The organism is Zavarzinella formosa DSM 19928, assembly GCF_000255705.1.
In the GTDB taxonomy this organism is placed as follows: Bacteria; Planctomycetota; Planctomycetia; order Gemmatales; family Gemmataceae; genus Zavarzinella; species Zavarzinella formosa.
Map to the genome: position 1 here is coordinate 497,481 of NZ_JH636443.1, position 14,645 is coordinate 512,125.

General features: G+C 60.0%; 10 protein-coding genes and 1 pseudogene. 1 reads left to right on the forward strand and 10 read right to left on the reverse strand.

Translation table 11 applies throughout. From position 1 onward, the window contains the following. From BGIM_RS65005 to BGIM_RS0127550, 10 genes and pseudogenes are all read right to left on the reverse strand, one after another. A pseudogene (locus BGIM_RS65005) lies at positions 1 to 243 on the reverse strand (IS982 family transposase); the annotation flags it as partial. A 215-nt stretch (positions 244 to 458) separates the two neighbouring features. Next, positions 459 to 1,379 (reverse strand): hypothetical protein, encoded by a 921-nt coding sequence (locus BGIM_RS0127500; RefSeq protein ID WP_020472914.1) that lies wholly within the window; start codon positions 1,377 to 1,379, stop codon positions 459 to 461. A gap of 26 nt (positions 1,380 to 1,405) precedes the next feature. Beyond that, positions 1,406 to 1,891 (reverse strand): hypothetical protein, encoded by a 486-nt coding sequence (locus tag BGIM_RS0127505; RefSeq protein ID WP_020472915.1) that lies wholly within the window; start codon positions 1,889 to 1,891, stop codon positions 1,406 to 1,408. A 128-nt stretch (positions 1,892 to 2,019) separates the two neighbouring features. After that, the gene (locus BGIM_RS0127515) at positions 2,020 to 3,480 is read right to left on the reverse strand and encodes a TlpA family protein disulfide reductase (protein ID WP_020472917.1); all 1,461 of its coding nucleotides are present in this window, start codon (positions 3,478 to 3,480) and stop codon (positions 2,020 to 2,022) included. A gap of 198 nt (positions 3,481 to 3,678) precedes the next feature. Beyond that, a complete protein-coding gene (msrB, locus tag BGIM_RS0127520) occupies positions 3,679 to 4,122 on the reverse strand; it encodes a peptide-methionine (R)-S-oxide reductase MsrB (protein ID WP_020472918.1) in 444 nt (147 codons plus the stop codon). A gap of 232 nt (positions 4,123 to 4,354) precedes the next feature. Beyond that, positions 4,355 to 5,836 (reverse strand): FkbM family methyltransferase, encoded by a 1,482-nt coding sequence (locus tag BGIM_RS0127530; protein ID WP_020472920.1) that lies wholly within the window; start codon positions 5,834 to 5,836, stop codon positions 4,355 to 4,357. Then, on the reverse strand, positions 5,824 to 8,208 hold the full coding sequence (locus tag BGIM_RS0127535) for a hypothetical protein (RefSeq protein WP_020472921.1): 2,385 nt from the start codon (positions 8,206 to 8,208) through the stop codon (positions 5,824 to 5,826). Before BGIM_RS0127535 ends, BGIM_RS0127530 begins: the two co-directional genes overlap by 13 nt. 12 nt (positions 8,209 to 8,220) lie before the next feature. Next, a complete protein-coding gene (locus BGIM_RS63360; protein ID WP_157369460.1) occupies positions 8,221 to 8,739 on the reverse strand; it encodes a hypothetical protein in 519 nt (172 codons plus the stop codon). Between the two features lie 320 nt (positions 8,740 to 9,059). After that, positions 9,060 to 11,144: a serine/threonine protein kinase gene (locus BGIM_RS58385; protein ID WP_020472923.1), complete on the reverse strand. Its 2,085-nt coding sequence runs from the start codon at positions 11,142 to 11,144 to the stop codon at positions 9,060 to 9,062. A gap of 282 nt (positions 11,145 to 11,426) precedes the next feature. Next, positions 11,427 to 13,346 carry an ABC-F family ATP-binding cassette domain-containing protein gene (locus BGIM_RS0127550; protein WP_020472924.1) on the reverse strand — a complete coding sequence of 640 codons (1,920 nt, stop codon included), beginning with the start codon at positions 13,344 to 13,346 and terminating at the stop codon, positions 11,427 to 11,429. A gap of 245 nt (positions 13,347 to 13,591) precedes the next feature. Between BGIM_RS0127550 and BGIM_RS0127555 the strand changes: the two genes are divergently transcribed. Continuing rightward, on the forward strand, positions 13,592 to 14,542 hold the full coding sequence (locus tag BGIM_RS0127555) for a GNAT family N-acetyltransferase (protein WP_238537729.1): 951 nt from the start codon (positions 13,592 to 13,594) through the stop codon (positions 14,540 to 14,542). The last annotated feature ends 103 nt before the right edge of the window (positions 14,543 to 14,645 follow it).

Below are 14,645 nucleotides of genomic sequence, written 5' to 3' on the forward strand. Positions count from 1 at the left end.
TCGGTTAAACCGGCTCTGGCCCGGCTGACGCGGAAACAGATGCTTGTAATCCCTCAGGGCGGCGAGCAGTTCCGTTTCGCGATGCCATCCCCGGCATTCGCCGATGACGGCCATGGCGATCAGTTCGGAGTCGGAACATTCCGGCTCGGGGCCGGTTCGTCGCAGCAAGGGAGCCAGCGGCCGGACAAAGTCGTCGACGAGGCAATAGACCCAAGTGCAGAAATCGGTGAAATCGGCTATCATGGCGAATGTCCTTTTCGTTGGGAATCAGGGATGCGACCGCTAATCTCATCCTAGAAAACCAGCGCTAAGGACTTCTTTTTCAGGCCACACAAGTATTCACTGCCGACGAACTAGCATAATGCCCCAATGACCAATCAGGATTTGTTCACTAACCGGGATAAGACTCAAACACAATCGGTTTGGTCATTGGTCATTGGTCATTGGGAAATTCAAATCTACCGATATCCCGCCGGCACGACCCGGCCCGTCGGCTTGAATTTGCCCAAGTCCACCTGTTTGGCCCCAACGTCGGGAGGCATCTCGAACAGATCGGGTTTGATGGGCTGGTTTACCCGGAGTTTGCCCAAGTCCAGCGTCAGCTTGGTGTCCTGTTGCGGCCATTCCAAGGTGATGATTCGCGGACAGATGATGTATTTCGGCGGCAAACCGGCGCCTCGTTCAATCGGGATGCGGGCCACTTCCTTGATGATGGCCGTGCAGATCACCTTGTTCGTCGCGGCGTCCATCATGGTTTTCGAGACAATCTGAGGCTGGCTGTCACGGGCGTTCCCCTTGTGGAACACCGTGACCTTTTTCACCTTTTGGCCGCGAACAGTTGTTTCTTCAATTAACTTGTAGTGATTCCGGTCTTCCTCGACTGTTGTTCCCGGACCGGCGTTGATCTTGGCCATGCCCAAGGCTTCCAGCACCCATTCCGGGTCGAAGGGATAGGGCAAATCCACGCCTTTTTCAAAGTCCGTGTAGGAACAATGGAACAAGGCATTCGACGGATCTTGTCTGATGTAGAACCAGAAGCGATCCGAGTTAGAACCCATCAACACTTGTTCCATCGCCAGTTTGCGGCCCACCAACTTGAAATTGCGCGGTTTCTGGCAGACCAGCGATCCGTCGAGGCTCACGGAACTGCCCATCGATTTCACGTCGATGTCCAGCGAGCGGGTTTCAATGGATTCAAGCTGGTCGGCTTGCCGATTCAAATAACTGATGAGTTGTTCGGCCGTCGGTTTGCGGTCGTCCACGGAAGGCAACGGCGGGGGAATGTCGTCGTGCTTGGCGGGGCGGGGGCCGAGGATGTTGCATCCCGAACCCATCAGGGCGATGGCGCCAGCCGTCAGCAGCAATCGTCGGCGTATCATCGGGCCATCCTCTCGGAACCCACGGATCAATCCCAGCCCAACACCCGGAAGACTTCCTGTCGCACGGTTTCCATCGCCTCGTCCGTGAGTTTTGGATCCAGCGCTTCGTGCTTGCGGTTGGTCTTCATGTCCCGCAGCAGCATGATTTCGCGGCCGCCGTCTTTCCGCAGGTCGTCGAAGCGGAAGCGTTTTCTCCGCATCAACAGCAGAGCCACGACATACCGGAAATTCAGCCGGTCCGGCTCGACCGTGTCCGTCAGATGCTCGAAGCAATCGACCAGCAACGCATCGTTGATCGTCGGCTTGGGGATGGCCCCGCTTTCGGGAATCCGGCCCGCCCACCACGCAATCGCATTCGGGGGTGGCTCTTTCCAGGCGTCGCGGGCATAATCCTTGCGAACGAACTGCCCGGCCTCATCCATGAGCGCGCTGTAAAACGCATCCCCGGCCTTCAACACCCGCCCGGTGGCGGCACATTGTTTCGCCGGTCCTTGCAATTGGTAATTGCTCATCCGTCACTCATCCGGCGTTGAATCGTAGAACCGAAGGCAAGCCCCGGACAAGCGGCTTCCGGTCAAATCGGCCTGATCGATCGGAAGGCCTGGGCAAATTCCGCCGGTCAGGCTGGTTATGCGGATGCTTACTTCGACCATCGCTCGAATTCCTTGGTCACCTGCTCGGCGGTTTCGCCCCCCCAGCCACGGGAGACATGCCGGGTGATTCCCTCGGCATCCACCACCACGAACACCGGCGTCGATTCCAGTCCGTGTGTCTTGTAGACCGGGTTGCCATCATAAATCGGCACGGTCATTTCCCCGGCCGTGTAGGCGGTCTTCCAAGCGGTCGTGTCACCGATCACCAGCGGCATCACCGCCCCGCGACCGCGATGCCTGGTGTGCAGGCTTTGGGCGAATTTCAGCAAGGCGGCGGCTGATGTGGAGGTTGGCTGGAAGTACACCAGCAACACGGGCCGGCCCTTCAGCTTGCTCAGTTTCGTGACTGCCTCGGCCGTCAGCATTTCGGCCGAGATGTCCGGGGTTGGCTTGCCGATGGCGAGGGGGCCGTTGTCCTCCTCTTTGGCGGGAGACGAACCGAGTTCGTCCCCGGTCACTTGAACCGGGGGCAGATTCCCCTTGGCGGCGGACATCGCCCGTTTGCGAACTGCTTGGGTCGCTTCCCGATAGGGAGAGTCCCCGCCGAGGTGGTCGGTCTGATAGCCATCAATCCGGCGAACGAGGGCTTCAAAGGATTTTGGCCCGCCCCGGCCGCCGTCGGCCAGGAGCCGGTCCAGCATGGCGGTGTGGGCGGCCGCCGTGATGGCTTCCTCCCGGCGTTCCTCGAATAACCGGCCGCGATAGACGCTCTTTTCTTTTTGTTCGAGCGTCAGCACGGATCGAAAAGCGAGGTCGTCGATATCCGGTTCACGGCGTTCGATGACACGCTCCAGTTTGGATGCAAACCCGAGCGAAGGGAGAATGCACAAGGTTTCTTTTCGTTGCCATTCGGGCTGCCGCACGGCGGTTTTCGTGAAACCGGCCGTCATTTGTTTGGCGGTGATTTTCAGCCCGATGTGCCCCTGATGGCTTTCCAGATCGCCGACTTTCCAAGTGATCGGCGGGCGGTTGGCTTCCTCGCGGGTCCAGATGTCGCCGGTTTTGGCCTTGCCCTCGGGCAGTTCCAAAAAGATCCCGGCCTCGTGGTATGGCAATCCCTGAAGTTGAACCACGGGCCACGGCTTGGCCTTGGGTTCCGGGTTGTCCGGATCGGCGGGCGACGGGACGGCCAGCGCGTGTCCCTTGCGGTCAACGCGGGCCAGTTCCATCCGCACGGCTCCGGCCCGTTCTTCGATTCCCTTGCCGGTGGGCTTCAGGAACACACGGGTGAACAGAGCCACGTCCGTGCCGTGTTCATCAACGCTGAGAACGAGCATCCGCGTGTCGACATCGTAAGCCCGGACCGTGCGGACACCGGGCACAAAACTCGCCTCGGTGAACTGCCCGACCCACCGGACCTCCAGCCCCTTTTCCATGCGGGGGCTGGTGATTTCGAGCGGCGGCGCCCCGATCAGCAGGCTGGTCAGTAATAATGTTTGCGCGTACATGCTTTTCCCCGCCCAACGATGGGCCTTCCCGTCGGGGCAGACACTCAACCGTGCGGGAAGATAACATGTTCCAAGATTCAGGCAAGGGGAGTTGGCAAATCATGAGAAGGCAAGACAGAAAAGCAAGGACGATCTGCGGGGATGACAGAAACTGCGTCGTTTTTGTCTCCCCGAAGCGTCGAGGGAATTGGGGCGGTTTTACTCCGGTTTGAACGTCAGCGACACGGAGTTCAGGCAGTATCGCTTGCCCTCCGGCGGGGGGCCGTCGTCGAACACGTGGCCGAGGTGGCCATCGCAACGACGGCAGCGAATCTCGGTGCGGACCATGCGGTGGCTGCGATCAACGATTTCCGCGATGTGGTCCGGGTCGAACGGGACGGAGAAACTCGGCCAGCCCGTTCCCGACTCAAACTTGGCGGCGGCCACAAACAACGGCAGCCCGCAAAGCCGGCAGACGTAAACCCCGGCCTTCTTGTTGTTCAGCAAGGTGCCGCAAAACGGCGACTCGGTGCCATGCTGAAGGATGATATGCCGTTCCTCCGGCGTGAGAGTCGCCGTGAGGGCGGCCATCTGTTCGGCCGTCGGCGGCGTCAGATCATACCCGGAGGCTGACCGGCCGCCGAAGGGCGCTTGGGATTCCATGCGAACGCTCCGCGTGAAGGTTTGCCGGCCAGTGGCGAAACGACCACCGGCCGGGTGTGTGAGATCATTTTAGGCGGGCGCGGGTCTTCCGGGCGGCAAAGGAAAGGGCAAATGGATTGGACAGGCGTCGCCAAATGTGTCGCCAACGAATTTTGCAACACAGATATTGCCACCAAGCTGGCGACAGAGCGCGAGGGAAAGGCCGGGCCGTGACCAAGGCGGAATTCACGGCTCATGGCCGGATTCGTCTGGCGAAGAACAAATTGAACTGTTGCGAATTGGGCTTGCGGATCTCAACCTCAAAACCCTCTTTCTCCAGCAGATCCCTCAACGAGCCAAGCGAGTACGCCACGCCGGCCACCTGTCGTTCCGGCCCGAACGACTTCAACGGCTCAAGGTGATACTCGCCGACGATCAGATCAACCAACCCCAGCATGCGTGACGTGAACAGGATGGGCCACTCGCTTCCCTCGCAGTCCAGCTTGACGACCGAAACCCGCCGCCGGCCATAGTCGCTGGCCAGTTTCAGAAGGTCGTCAAAGGGCATGGTCGGCACCTCGGATTCCCGCCGGTCGTCATGGGGGATCGCCCACGCCCCGCCGGTGTTGACGCCGTCATGGCCGCCGAAGTCAAGCCGCTCGCCCCGCCGGTCGCTTCGCCAGACAGCCGCGTGAAACGCCTGGAACAACGCACGGCCCGGAGTCGCGGCCATGTTTCGCATCGCCAGCCGGACATTATCAATTGATGAGTCGGCCCCCCAGATTTCGGCCGCTCCGCGAGATTTGCAGAGAGACGAAAACGAGCCGATGTGACACCCGACGTCAACGACCGTCGCCCCGCGCAATTGTTCGGGAAGGCCGTATTCGTTGTGATCGTGCACGCTGGCCCAGATGTCGCGGTCGAGCGTGCCGGGTCGGTGTTTTATGTCAACGGGAACGAGCAGGGTCAGCGCCCCCCGGTCGTGCCACACCGGACAATTGCCGGGTGTCAGGGGGACCGCGTCAAGCGGCCCCAACTCGCCCGCATGGGCCAGCACGTTGAAGGCATGGATGTCGGCTCCCCGAGGCGGCTGGCCCGGCCCGCCCCACCCGTCGAGAACCCGGTCGATCTCGGCGCACAATCGGTCAATCAAACCGCCAACGCGCTGTCCCGGTCCGATGAGCGTGCCACATGTAACGGCCGTCGTGTCGGCCAGTGTCTTCCTGAACAGATTCACGTAATCCAGCGGCATCCAGTCGATGTTGGACGTCCACCACGAATTGGCCGCGACCGGGCCTCCGTCCCGCCCGCAAACAACCGCCCCGCCGACGGACCGGCTGCGATACCACTCTCCGGGATCGAGGGCGACGACGGAGTCATTGACATCAGTGATCGTGACAATGCCTTCGACCGGGTTGGCCCGGAGCCAGTCGCCGAATGCGAAGAACCTCGCGTCATAGGGGTTTGTCTCGGGCCGGTTCCGCACATGAACAAGCCGGAACAAGTCGGTTTCGAGACGCCTGGCCAGCTCTTCCGGGACGCCGTCATGAAGGATGACAACCCGCAGGCCCAGCCGACGCGCCGACACCCGCAACGGCTCGACGTAGTCGGCGAGCTGGTCAATGGTCAGTTCGCTGAGAGGCGTCCGCCAGTGGGCGCCAACCTTGTTCGCCGAGCCAAACCCGGTCGGCAGCGGGTGATGAATGAACAACGCCGACAGGATCAGATCGGACACAGCCGCTCCTCGATTTGTTTTGCGTCGAACGCCGAAACCCGGCACCAGTGGTCATTGTGCCCGTAGCTCACCACCCATTGATCCCCGTCAAGATACGCCCCGCAGGGGAACGCCGTTGCCGCGTACCAAGACTTGCCTCCGTGCGGCCCCTTGGGCAAATCTGACATCACCGGCCAGAGGATTGGCTCTCGCGTGATCCGCAAGGGCTTGAACGGGGGCTTGTTCTCGAACGTGCATGCTCCCGTCGTGTAGATCGCGGGCAGGCCGCGATCATAGCCGCTCTTGTCCGTCCCGTGGAAGAACGCGTGCCATTCGCCATTGTGCAGGACGGGGGCGGCGCCGCCGCGTGGAAGGCCGAATTTCCAGGGCACGCCGGCCATCTCGCTCACCGGCAGGGCAAGGTCGCCGGCCAGTTCCAGCACAACCCACGGTTGCATGGAGTACACAACGAACAGACGGCCGTCGTGGCTGAAGGGCTGCCAGTTCTTTTCCCATTCCGTGCTGCGATCATACCTTGGTTCCCACACACGGACCGCGTTGAGGTCATTGTCCAGCCGGCTGAACAATTGCCGGGCAACGGTGTGATTGCCGGGTTGCCGGAGCCGCACACCAATAAACGACAGATGAAGGGCGCCTTCATGGACAAACAACCGGGGATCTTCCTGCCCGTCGACGCACATTGGATGAGACAATGAAATGGTCTTTGACCTGTCGGGAATCATGTCCGGGCCGATCTCGACGATGTGGATGTTCGCCCCCACCCAACCCGTGCGATAAGCCAGCAATAATCGCCCTTTGAAGTGGATCAGCGAGCAATTGGTCTGGTGTGTGGCGGGGACCAATCCCGGACCAAACTGATGCGTCCACCGGGGAACTAGGCCGGGCAAGGGCCTGTTCATGTCAAACGGCCGCCCGTCGGCACGGTTGTCATCCCGGACGGGCGAGAGAGCTTCCGTGGGGTGATTTGCCCCCGCAAAAATTCTCCCGAGATGGTCGCGTGGCCTGATCTTGTTCGATTTCGTCAAGGATGAGATTGTCGTGTCCGTGGCTCCGACATTTGAGAGGCGCAGTTCCTCCAGAAACCCGAAGCAGACATCCTCCAGTTTCAAACGGTGATGACGGACATTTGCCCCGGCTTGCTGGGGGGTGGGGGCGCTTGAAAATGATTGGTCGTCCAGTTTGAACTTGTCCCGCGTGCGGTGTTGTAAAAGAACCTCGCCATCCGGGCCGTAATGAAGGTAGGTATGCAAATCCCAACCGGGCCGGGGTTGGGTCATGGCGTAGTACGTGCCGAGCCGCCGCCACGCGATGTTAAAGGTGTCCTTGTCGCCGTACAGGAGGTGGTAAACGTAATCGGCCCGCTCGTTGTACCAGAGGGCCAGTCGCATTTCCCGCCAGCATGTCTCTTTGTTCACCATCAACTGGCCGGATTCCAACGGAAGCCAGCCGGGCTTCGTGCCGAACACCCCCCAGCGGTCGGAGGGAAGCAGGTGTTCCGAGGTGGCCAGGTCGGGCCAGAAGGTCGCCCCGCGCTCGCGGTAGGGGGGCCAGTCGAACATGAACGCGGGATCGCGGGTCGGGTAACAGTCCGCGTCGAGGAAGAAGACTTCGCGGAAGGAACTGTGCATGATGGCATAGGGCTTCAATTGCCAGCCCTTCCACCAGTGGTCTTTCAAAAACCGGAACGGATGCCGGGCGGTTAATTCGTCCGCGTTCACGCATTCGACATCATGCGGTTTCAAAACCTCCCGCATGGCGTCGGTCATCTCCCCGGCAAAATGCCAGAGTTGAATCGGCAGCCGGCAGCCCACATGCCGCAGGACGCGGATGGTCACGTAAGCGCTGGGGAAATAAGCCCCCCCGCCGACGATGACGATTCCCCGACCCTCATATCCGCCGGGATAGGCGGGCATGTTTGCAATGAACCGGCTGGCGGCCTGCCGAAGGCCCTCTTGCACATTTGGCCAGTTCCACCAGCCGTCCGGCTGCGCTCGCGGGGGAAGATCGAGCATTGCCCCGATATCCGACGGAGAGGTTTCCGGCGTGATGACCGGAAAAAGATAGTCGGGGCAGCGGCGGCACTGTGATTCGGTCGTGCGCGGGTGTTCGGGATGAAGGCACTCAAACACCGGCAGGGCGATTCGGGAGCCGTTCGCCGACTCTTCCGGGGCGATTTCCTGGCCGAGCCGCAGGCACGGATGCAAGCGGGCCGGCGGTTCGGCGGCCGGCGACACCGGCGCGTGATCGCGATGATGGCATGTGCCGCACATCGCCTCGGAAACCAGTTTCAGCCCGATCAACTTGGGTGATTCACAGCGATGGACACCGGGGGAGACCAAGGTCCCCCGGTGGCGACAGGCAATCTTCATCATGAGGGGGCTGGTTTAACCGGGGATGAGGGTCAGTTGTTCCGGCGCAGCCGTGTCAGCCTTTGCCGCCCGATAGATAACATTCGGCGTCAGCGGATTCCACTCCGTCGCCGGCCGGACGTATTCCACGGGGGCCTCCGAACCCCGCCGGATGGTCAGCCGCCAGGCGGTCACCATCGGGCTTTCGCAGCGAAGTTCGACATGCGGGGTTTGCTCGCCGTCGCCGCCATTGTCCCACACGCAGAACCCTTCTGTGCCATCGCGGAAGTTGAGAGCGAGCGGACCATTGAGGAAACTCCTGCCAATCTCCAGACCGGCAGTGAGAAGCCCCCACACCAGCGGAGCCGTCGTGAGCGCGACCGATGCGGAGGATTTCGCCGGCTGGCTGGCATTCTGCGAACCACACGGGCCAGACCCGCCGCTTCCTTCGCCTCGACCGCAGAATTTACCTTCATCCTCTTTGACATAAATATGGGCAATCCTTGGTATGACGCTGAATTCCTTGTCGCCCACCTCCCAGGCGATAACGGTCATCGGATAACCAGTTGCCGGAGAGCCAGAGCCGCAGCAAAACCCGGATCCCATTAACAGGGAGGGAACATTCAGATCACAAATCCACCAATTGGTGTCCGATGTTTTTGCGGGTTGCGCCGGGCCGGATTGGGCATCGGGCGTGCCAGGATCGCTGATTCTGGGATCACCAACATCAAAAGTTATGTGGCCACAGAAGACTCTGGCTTTGACGGTCGTCCCTTGGTTGTTGGAAAAGGTCCCGGTGGCAGCCATCGTTCGACTGGCGCCGTCAACGGTCACATTGTAAGCATCAGGATCATTGTTGATCGGGCAGTCAATGTTCATTTTGTGTCCTCAATCGCATTGTCAAATGGCATAAATTCGGCTGAAAGAATTGTCGCCGTCGCACTGTCCAATATCACGCCGAATTCTCCTTGATGCTCTTTGGGAGTGAATAGCGAATTTGTCGAATCATCAAATAATTTGGTGTAACGTTGTCCGTCCCAAGTGATCTCGCGAATTTTCCGACTGACAACAGTGATATCCAGGATCATCTCCCGGCCTTCCGGTGTGTCGACTGTCGTTATTCCAAATGGCTGCTCCCCAGTGATCGGATCTCGAACATTCCGGAGGCTGATGCCCCCTTTGGCCCGATGAATAGTCGAGTTCTTCCCCGTGGATGTGGATTTGGAGTAAATAGAAACTGCCTGGTATTTGAGAGCAGCCGGCCTGTTGGCGTCGGATTGACCGCCGATGAAGATTCCAATGCCTCCAACCCAATGGGTTTGCCGAATTCCAACCTTGAGTCTATAGCCATGTGCCTCCGTGTTTCCCAAAGACAAAAGGCCTGGCCCAAAACATTGGATATTGAGATTTCGCTTGTCGGGGTCGAAATGCCAACTGGAAACCCCGTGAGGATTCTTCCAGTAGAATTCCACCGGCTTGCGATCCAGCAAATTGTGCCAGACCAACGGTGTCCAAACACGCGGCGGCGGTTCTTTGTTGATTTCGACAACCGTCACCGGGGGGATTGGCGGCCGAGGTTCCGGAATCGGGACTGGGGGTATGTCAGTGGCGTCGCGGTCGTGGAATAGCCCCGCGACAACAGCGATCACGGTCGCCAAACTCAGGAACACAACCCCGACCGCCGCGATCAGCCAGTGCCTTTTCTTCGAGACGACGGGCGGCATCATCAACGTCGATGCCTGAGCTTCCGGCGAGACGACGGACGGTTCGTCCTTGGGCGGCTCCGGCGTGACCATTGGCTTGATGCGGGAGGCCACCTCGGACAAATTCTCGCCTGTTAGGAACGGCTCCAGCGCCAGGGCGACTTCTTGCGGGGTCGCGTAACGGTCGGCCGGGGACTTGGCCATCATGCGCGTGATGACATCGTCCAGTGCGTCGGGAATCTCCGGTCGTCGGGTGGCGGCTCGCGGAATGGGAGCCTGGGCGTGGGCGGCCATTTTCTGGAGGACGGAATCGTATTCCACGCCGCCAAACGGGGCGCGGCCGGTGAGCAAGGCATACAAGGTGCAGCCGAGGCTGTAAATGTCCGCCCGGATGTCCACCTTGCTGGCCGCCTCCCATTGCTCCGGGGCCATGTAGTTGAGGGTGCCCATCACTTGCCCGGTGCCGGTCAGCACGGAACCGGCCAGACGATCACCGCCGATGAGGGCCAGCCCCAAGTCGAGTATTTTCACCCGCCCGGTTCGTGTCAGGATCAGGTTCGATGGCTTGATGTCCCGGTGAACCATGCCGAGTTCGTGGGCATATTGAAGGCCGGCCGCTGCCTGCCGGATCATCTCGCAGGCCGTCGGGATTGTCAGCGTTCGCTCTTCCCGCAGCAGACGGTTCAAGTCCGCCCCGTCCACCAGTTCCATCACCAGATAGTGGACCCCGTCCACCTCTCCGGCATCCGTGGCCCGCACGATGTTCGGGTGGTCGAGCTGGCCGATGGCCTCCATTTCGCGTTTGAAGCGGGCGATCGCCCCCGGCCGGGCCGTCGCCCCGCGAGGCAGGAGCTTGACCGCCACCCATTTCTTCAGACTAAGGTGGTAGCCCAGACAGACGGCCCCCATGCCCCCCTGACCGAGAATTCGCACAAGGCGATATTGCCCCAACCGGACGACGGGAATGGTCCCCGTCACTTCGCGGGAGACCTCGCCGACGCTTGCGATCACGCGGATGAAAGAATCCGTCGTCCAGTCAATCGTCTCGTGCCCACTGGAATCAATGCTGTCGGTGGCGGGAGCCGCGATCGTCGGAGTGGCCGGAGTTTGGCGGAGCAACGTCTGGCAGTTCGGACAAGTGGAGACGTGGGCCGACACTTCGTTGGAAGTGTCGGGGGGCAGTGAACCAACTTGGAAATCGGCCAACAATTGCGGCGACGGACAGACAGTTGGTTGCGGAGAAGGATCATGCGCCATCACGCCCGCCCTCCATAATATTGTCAGAATCCGGACCCCGTTCGTTTGCGAGACGTCAGGGATGCTGTGAGAGCGAGTCAGCAATCAGATCGACAAACTTCGAGTATGATCTGCGATCCTCAGTCAGGATGTGATCAATGCCGGGATTTATTCTTTTCAAAAAGTATATTGCGCCCGATTCTCATATGTTGGAAAATTACGCAAAATTCGCGTGTGGGGCTGACAAAAGTTTTGGTGAGAGCCGGACTTCGACGCCCGGCCGGAGTGAGAGAGACCGCCGTCTCAATTTAATTCGACCGCTTCCTCCCAGTGTTCGTAAAGCTGCTTCAACTTGATTTTGCCCGCCTCAAAGGCGTTCATCGTGTCCTTCACCAGATTGGCGTCCCGGTAAATCTCCGGGGAAACCATCTTGGCCTCCAGCACGCCGACAAGTTGTTCCTGCTCGGCGATATCCCGTTCGAGGTCCTCCACCTTGCGATACGGGAACTTTCGTTTCGGCTTGACGGTCTTCTGCCGACTCGGTTCAAGGGCGGCCGTCACAACCGGCTGGGGAGAGGCTCGTTCCTTCGCTTTCCGTTCGGCGGCCTCCTCGGCCTCGCGGGTGGCTCGCAGGGATTCGTACAGATCGTAATTGCCGTAGACCATCTCCACGCGGCCCGGCTCCATCACCACCAGCAGATCGCAAACGCTGTTGAGGAAATAACGGTCGTGGGTCACCACGATCACGGTTCCCTCGAACTCTTTGATGGCTTCTTCCAAGGCATCGCAGGCCCAGATGTCGAGGTGGTTGGTCGGTTCGTCCAGAATCAGGACATTGGCCCCCTCAACAACGAGCCGGGCCAGCGCCGCCCGGCTTTTCTCGCCGCCGCTGCACTCGCGGACGGGTTGGTTGAGGATTTTGCCCGTGAGGCCAAACCGGCCGAGCAAATCCCGCATCCGCTGATCGGTGACCTCGGGGTCCGGCTCCGGCCAGACGGCCTCCAGCACCGGCTTGTTTTCATCCAGCAGTTTTAAGTGCTGGTCGAGATATCCGAGCGTGATTAAGTGGCCGCGTTTGACATGCCCCTCGCTTGGCGGCTCGTCTCCCAGCAGGATTCGCAGAAGGGTGGTTTTGCCGCAGCCGTTCGGCCCCATGATGCCGAGGCGCTTGCCACGGGGCAACTGGAAGCTGAGGTTTTTGAACAGCCGTTTCGAGCCGAACGATTTGCCGAGATCGGACACCTCAAAGATGACATCCCCGGCCCGCATCACCTCGCCGAAGTGCATCTTCGGCGTTTCCACCTTGGTGGGCGCCTCAAGCCGTTCGAGCTTTTCGAGCGACTTGAGGCGGGATTGGGCTTGCTTGGCCATCTGGCCGTAGTGATTCTTGCGGTAGTAGTCTTCCTGCTTCTCGATGAACTCCTGCTGGACCTCGTATTCCTTCCGAAGCTGGATATAGCGTTCTTCCCGTAAGCGAACATATTGCTTGTAATTACCGGGATAAGAGGTGATTTTGTGGTCGTGCAGTTCAAAAACCTTCGTGACCACCCGGTTCAGGAAGTACCGGTCGTGGCTGACGATCAACATGGCTTGCGGTTGCTGGACAAGGTAGTTTTCCAGCCAGCGAACGGTGTCGATGTCCAAGTGGTTGCTCGGTTCGTCGAGGAGCATCACATCCGGAGCCGAGAGCAGCAGTTTGGCAAGCAAAAGCCGGCGTTGCTGGCCGCCGCTGAAGGAGTTCACATCCCGGTTGTAGTCTTCCGGCTTGAAGTTTAAGCCGCCGAGGACGGTTTCCACCTTGTGATCGAGGGTGAAGGCATCGTTGTGGCGAAGCAGTTCGGTGAGCCGGTCATACCGGGCGGCAATCGCCTTGTGTTCGACCGGATCGGTGACGACGGCCATCTCCTCGGCGACCACGACCAGTTCTTCTTGGGCATGCAGCAGATCGGCAAAAGCGCTTTTGGCTTCGTCAAACAGCGTGCGGCCGGCGGGAAACTCGGCCACTTGGTCGAGGATCATGCCTCTGGCCCCGGCATGGAACCGGACATCCCCGGCGTCCGGCGTGTCCTGGCCGGAGAGAATTCGCATTAGCGTAGTTTTGCCGGCCCCGTTGGGCCCGACGAGGCCAACCCGTTCCCCGTGGTAGAGTTCAAAGGAAAGCTCGTCGAACAGCGGGCCACGGTCGAAACTCCGCGACAACCCGGTGACACTCATCAGCAACATCGGCACAATCCCCGAACGCGGCGGCGAACTCCGTCTCTCTCCACACATGATAAGGATGAAGGATTCGGCACCAAGGATGAAGGCGAAGGTTGAAGGATGCGGGTTGACGGGGAAAACACGAATGGGCGACTCTTTGCGATTTTTCTGATCCGCCTTTGGCCTTCCTGCCGACATTTTCTGGCCGCACGCTTCCGGCGGGTATACTAAGTTCCAATTCCCGAGGTGGCCCGCGAGTGGCCGGTTTGATGCGATACCGACCGTTCCGCAATTTCGATCCGCCCGCACTGGTGGCCGTCTGGAACGAGTCCATGACATGCCGCGGCGCCATCGAGATGCGCTCGTCGGCCCTTTTTGAAACCATCATCCTCGACAAACCCTACTTCGATCCGCACGGTTTAATCATTGCCGAAACGGACGAAGGGCAGATCGCGGGCTTTGTCCAGGCCGGGTTCGGACCGGCGGACGACTTCTCTTCCATCCAGAAGTCGCAGGGTGTCGTGTGCATGATCGTCGTCCGGCCGGCCTTTCAACGCCAGGGGGTGGGGGCGGCGCTGCTCGCGAGGGCCGAAACCTATCTGCGGCAACAGGGAGCCGCGACGATCCAAGCCGGGTCGCAACGTCCGGCGAAGCCGTTTTTTCTTGGTTTGTATGGCGGGAGCAACGCCCCCGGCTTCCTCGAAAGCGACACGGCCATCCACCCTTTTCTGAAAAAGCACGGCTATGTGCCGCACCAGAAAATCAACGTGTTCGACCGCCGGGTGGATGTTCCGTTGAACATTGTGGACCCTCGATTCGCCCCGCTGCGCAAGAAATATGAAACACAGGTGATTCCGCAGGCCCGGCTTGGCTCGTGGTGGCGGGAATCAGTGATTGGCCCGCTGGAACCCTCCGAGTTTCGGCTGGATGACAAACAGAGCGGCAACACGGTGGCGAAAGCCCTCTTCTGGGAGATGAAGGATTACGGTTGGCGCTGGGGCGCCCCGGCGGCGGGCGTGATTGATGTTCAAGTGCGAACCGAGTTTCGCCGATTGGGCATCGGCAAACACATGGTCGCCCAATTGCTGCGACATTTGGCCGAACAATACTTTGGCATTGTGGAAGTGCAGATTCCCGAAAAAGAAGCCGAGGCGATGCGGATGTTCCGGGCGCTTGGCTTCAACCAAGTGGACACGGGCGTCAGTTATTTGAAAACGTGACATCCGGAAGAACGGCCACACATTTTTTTCATCCCGTTACCGTCTCGCGGTGTCATCGCCTTGCGATTAAGAATAGGCTAAACAACACTCTTCCATTCTCTGG

Excerpts from the sequence above, each read along its gene's own strand:
- BGIM_RS0127535 (WP_020472921.1), bottom strand. The coding sequence starts at position 8,208 with ATGATGAAGATTGCCTGTCGCCACCGGGGGACCTTGGTCTCCCCCGGT.
- BGIM_RS0127515 (WP_020472917.1), bottom strand. The coding sequence starts at position 3,480 with ATGTACGCGCAAACATTATTACTGACCAGCCTGCTGATCGGGGCGCCG.
- BGIM_RS0127500 (WP_020472914.1), bottom strand. The coding sequence starts at position 1,379 with ATGATACGCCGACGATTGCTGCTGACGGCTGGCGCCATCGCCCTGATG.
- BGIM_RS0127550 (WP_020472924.1), bottom strand. The coding sequence starts at position 13,346 with ATGTTGCTGATGAGTGTCACCGGGTTGTCGCGGAGTTTCGACCGTGGC.
- BGIM_RS0127555 (WP_238537729.1), top strand. The coding sequence starts at position 13,592 with ATGCGATACCGACCGTTCCGCAATTTCGATCCGCCCGCACTGGTGGCC.
- BGIM_RS58385 (WP_020472923.1), bottom strand. The coding sequence starts at position 11,144 with ATGGCGCATGATCCTTCTCCGCAACCAACTGTCTGTCCGTCGCCGCAA.
- BGIM_RS0127505 (WP_020472915.1), bottom strand. The coding sequence starts at position 1,891 with ATGAGCAATTACCAATTGCAAGGACCGGCGAAACAATGTGCCGCCACC.
- BGIM_RS63360 (WP_157369460.1), bottom strand. The coding sequence starts at position 8,739 with ATGACCGTTATCGCCTGGGAGGTGGGCGACAAGGAATTCAGCGTCATA.
- msrB (WP_020472918.1), bottom strand. The coding sequence starts at position 4,122 with ATGGAATCCCAAGCGCCCTTCGGCGGCCGGTCAGCCTCCGGGTATGAT.